This window comes from Flavobacterium succinicans (genome assembly GCF_001662485.1).
Classification (GTDB): Bacteria; Bacteroidota; Bacteroidia; order Flavobacteriales; family Flavobacteriaceae; genus Flavobacterium; species Flavobacterium succinicans_A.
Map to the genome: position 1 here is coordinate 1 of NZ_JMTM01000034.1, position 3795 is coordinate 3795.

The 3795-nt window shown below is 31.4% G+C and carries 4 protein-coding genes; all 4 read left to right on the forward strand.

Features of this window, described 5'->3' with window-relative positions; genetic code table 11:
• Window positions 1-1684: glycohydrolase toxin TNT-related protein (locus FLB_RS05510; protein WP_064714968.1), on the forward strand; the 1684-nt coding region annotated here is incomplete at its 5' end.
• A gap of 8 nt (window positions 1685-1692) precedes the next feature.
• Window positions 1693-2097, forward strand: a complete 405-nt coding sequence (locus FLB_RS05515) for a hypothetical protein (RefSeq protein WP_064714969.1) — start codon at window positions 1693-1695, stop codon at window positions 2095-2097.
• Window positions 2084-3052, forward strand: a complete 969-nt coding sequence (locus tag FLB_RS05520; RefSeq protein ID WP_064714970.1) for a hypothetical protein — start codon at window positions 2084-2086, stop codon at window positions 3050-3052. The genes FLB_RS05515 and FLB_RS05520 overlap by 14 nt, the downstream gene beginning before the upstream one ends.
• Complete coding sequence (locus FLB_RS05525) at window positions 3036-3527, forward strand: hypothetical protein (protein WP_064714971.1); 492 nt, start codon at window positions 3036-3038, stop codon at window positions 3525-3527. Before FLB_RS05520 ends, FLB_RS05525 begins: the two co-directional genes overlap by 17 nt.
• Window positions 3528-3795: the final 268 nt, after the last annotated feature.

Genomic DNA, 3795 nt, shown 5'->3' on the forward strand with positions numbered 1-3795 from the left:
TGCAGGCGAGGCCAATGCCGCCAAAACTTTCCTGCAAACTCTAGAAAAACTAGATATTGCAGGACAGTTGATGGGGAAAGTTATTGCAAAAGCTGGAAAATTAGTAAAATGTGTGTTGGTAAAAACAGGAAATGTAACTAAATTCGTTTTCAAAGTAGGTAAAGCGTTCTTTGAACCTGGTTTAAAGCTAGTAAAATTTGGAGGGGAAACTTATTGCACTTTGATTCCCATTCCAGTTGATTTATCTGACAATATGGCAAAAGCCATTGAAGAAGCAAAAAAGCTATTAAAAGACAATAAAACAAGATTTGAAGAAGCGCTAACACCTCTGAAAGACGAAAACAATGCTTTCCTAAAAGATCAAGATGGAAACATGCTTGCCGAAATTGAAATAGATGGGCAAAAAATTACCGTTCTCGTAAATAAAGATGGAACAGTTCTTAAAAATACTGCAGAAGAGATTTTACAAGGAACAGAAAAAGAGTTACTAGATGCTGTAACATTAGCTTCACGATTAGAGTCTCCTACATTCGTGGTACTGAAAAACGAGGTAAATGCATTAGGAACTTTAAAACCTAAATTCTTAGAAGATTTTGCTAATGCTAGTGATGATGTTTTAAAAGAGCTTGATGATATTGTAAGATTTGAAGATGACTATACAGCTTTCAAAACATTATGGAAAAATTCAAAAGCTCAAGATATTAAGAATAATTCGACTGATATAGCTAAATTTAAAGCTTGGTGGTATCCTCTTAAAATAAAAGTTGTAGATGAATTATTTACAAATCAAAAAGCTTTTGAAGGTACACTTAATAATAGATTTACTAATATTGAAAAGATTCCAAGTTCTGTAAGAGGAGAAGCTTGGAATTACTACAAACAACAAAAATGGGATAAATTAGAATCTCTTTTTAGAGAATACAAAATTAATCTTCAAAAAGTTGAGATAGACGGAAAAACAATTGAAATAATATGGCCTCCTGCGAATGGAGGATTTAATAAGTTTGTAGAATCAATATCAGGAAAATACGATCGCTATGGAGCAATTTTAAAAATAGAGAATGGGGTACCAATATTAACAGGTAATTTTACAAGCCCAATACTTAATAATAACAAATATTCATTTTCACAAAGAGCATTGAACCTCTCAGAAGATAAATATGATCTTTATTATGAAATAGAAGTATTAAAACCACTGCCTTTTAAAGCCGAAACAACAACCATCATTCCATGGTTTAAAGAATTAGGTGGAGTTGGTGGTGGAAAACAAACGATGTGGTTAATCGATAAAGCTTCAGACGGTTATAGTAAAACAATGACTAAATTATCAGAAGAAGGATACATAAAAATAACAATAAAGAGCTCACCAAATGGTAAATATCCAAAATTGGTAAATAAAACTATTATTGATGGAAAACTAAGTGGCGATCATGAAATATTTAATAAATTAAATGATATTGGTAACGATGTTAATAAACTAAATTCTTGGATAAACCAGAAAGATATTCCTGAAAGACTTCTAAACAAATTAGAAACTTTAAGTTCTTCTGAATTAAAATCATTAAGTTTAGATATAGAACAAACAGCCTCTTTACAAAACTTATTAAAAACTAGTCCTGAGAATGGTTTAGAAGCTTGGAAAATATATAGAAAAAATTTGCCAAAGGACATTTTATGTAAATAACAATAACTATGAATGAAATTTTTATTATAAAAAAAATACAAATAGGAGAAAGAACGTTTCCTGTTGAAAATCAAAACTCTAAATTAAGCTTTAATTTTTACTGTGGAAATGGTGGAGTTAAACATAAAACTATTCTTTCACTGAAGGACTCTGACTTGTTAGATTCTTTAATTGAAAACGCCAAGATTGATTATAAAGATTTAGTTAAAAATGATGTTGATAAATTACAAAATTTAGAAGATAGGAAAAGGCCATTCCCATACAGATTTCAGATATATAATTCTCAAGAGTGTAATAATAATTATCTTCTAATTTTTGATATTTATGAATTTAGGGGATATTATGGTTTTACTATTTATGGAGTTTTACAAATAGAATCAACACCCTCAATCAACAATTATGAACAGAATTAAAAGTTTTATTATACTTTCATTATTCTTTGTTTTTTCTTCATTAGCATCCTATTCTCAAAATGATTGTATTGTTGCGTTATTAGCAAACGATTTATCTTCATCTAATCCAGAATTTAAAACAATAGTAAATAAACCTAATGGATTTGAGGCTTGGAAAATATTACAATCCGAAAGTCCTTCCATACGCACCGATATAAATGAACTCAATCTAGTCTCAAAAAACCTTGAAGCTATCAAAAGTGCTAAAGGCTATTTAAATTGGAAGGCTCTTAAAGGGGCGGGGAGTCTTGCTCAAAACCTTAAGGGTGCTTTAAAAACATCCTATAATAAATTAATCATTGCTGGCTTAAATGCAGTTGAAGAAGGTAATATAATCAAGTTATTTAACTCCAAAAAAGCATTAGTTGCTGAAATTTCGAATAATAGATTAATTTTTAAATATGAAGGTTGGGGAAAAGATATTATTACCAATTCTGAAAAAACAACCACTTGTATCGCAAAATTTGATGACATATTAGACGCTCCAGGTTCTAAATGGATTAAGAATGATTTGCCAGAAGGAGCTTTTGGTAGAGGTGCGGAAAATAAGGCTGGTATTAATATTTTGGATGTGGATGCCACGACTTATGATGGGCTAAAAGTAGATGCAATTAAGAATTTAAAAAAATTAGGCAATAATAGTCCAATTGAAAGTCAAATAATTGCAGAAGCAAATGAAATTTTTTGGAATAGATATAACTTACCATTCTTAGAACAAGCGTTTGCAAGAGGTGATGATATTCGATTATTGTCCGAGCCTGGCACTTTATTTAGTTCCACTGGATTTTATCAAAGGGAAATAGAAGTAATAACACAAGGTTGGACAAAAGCTGATGGAACATTTGTTGAGCCGTTAAAAACTAAATATAACTACAAATTTAATGATGTAACCAAGACATATGAAAAAATTAAGTAGTATCAATTGGGTCTCTTTCAAAGAGGATAATTTTTACCTCGAAGATATTCCTATTAATGTAGGATTGAATATTGAAGAATGGCTTAAAGAATATTGTGATATATCTGTTGAATTTGAAAATTATTCTCAATCGTATCCTGAATCCGAAAGAATAAAATTTAATGATTTTCCAAGTATATCAATTTATTTAGAGGATAAAATTATTACAAGTATATATGTTTATCCTTATCAGTATCAAAGTAGTCCCTATTATAAAGGCGATATATTTATTTTTAACAAGAAATTAGAGGTTCCATTTTTATCGGATGATATAGAACAATATTTTCTAGATATTCCAATAAAACCTAAAGGGTATTTTAAACGATTTTCCCCAAGGGAAACTATAGATTATATAATAAGTGATGTGCTAAAAATAGAAATATCGATAGGTAGAGACCCTGAATTGGTAAGTAGTTTAAGTTTTAAATCTAGATAAGTCTATCCATCCCGATCGCGCGGATATAGCTCTACGTACGATATGCCCCGATACCCGATCGCGCGGATATGTCCCCCGCACGATAGCGAGGACCCCGATCGCGCGGATATGTCCCCCGCACGATAGCGCGGAATTGCAAACCCCCGATCGCGCGGATATGTCCCCCGCACGATAGCGCGGATTTGCAATCCGTGCCCACACAGTGCATCAACAATCTAAAATAAATCCAACATCACAACCTCTAAATCATTTTCTAAGCCTGCATAAT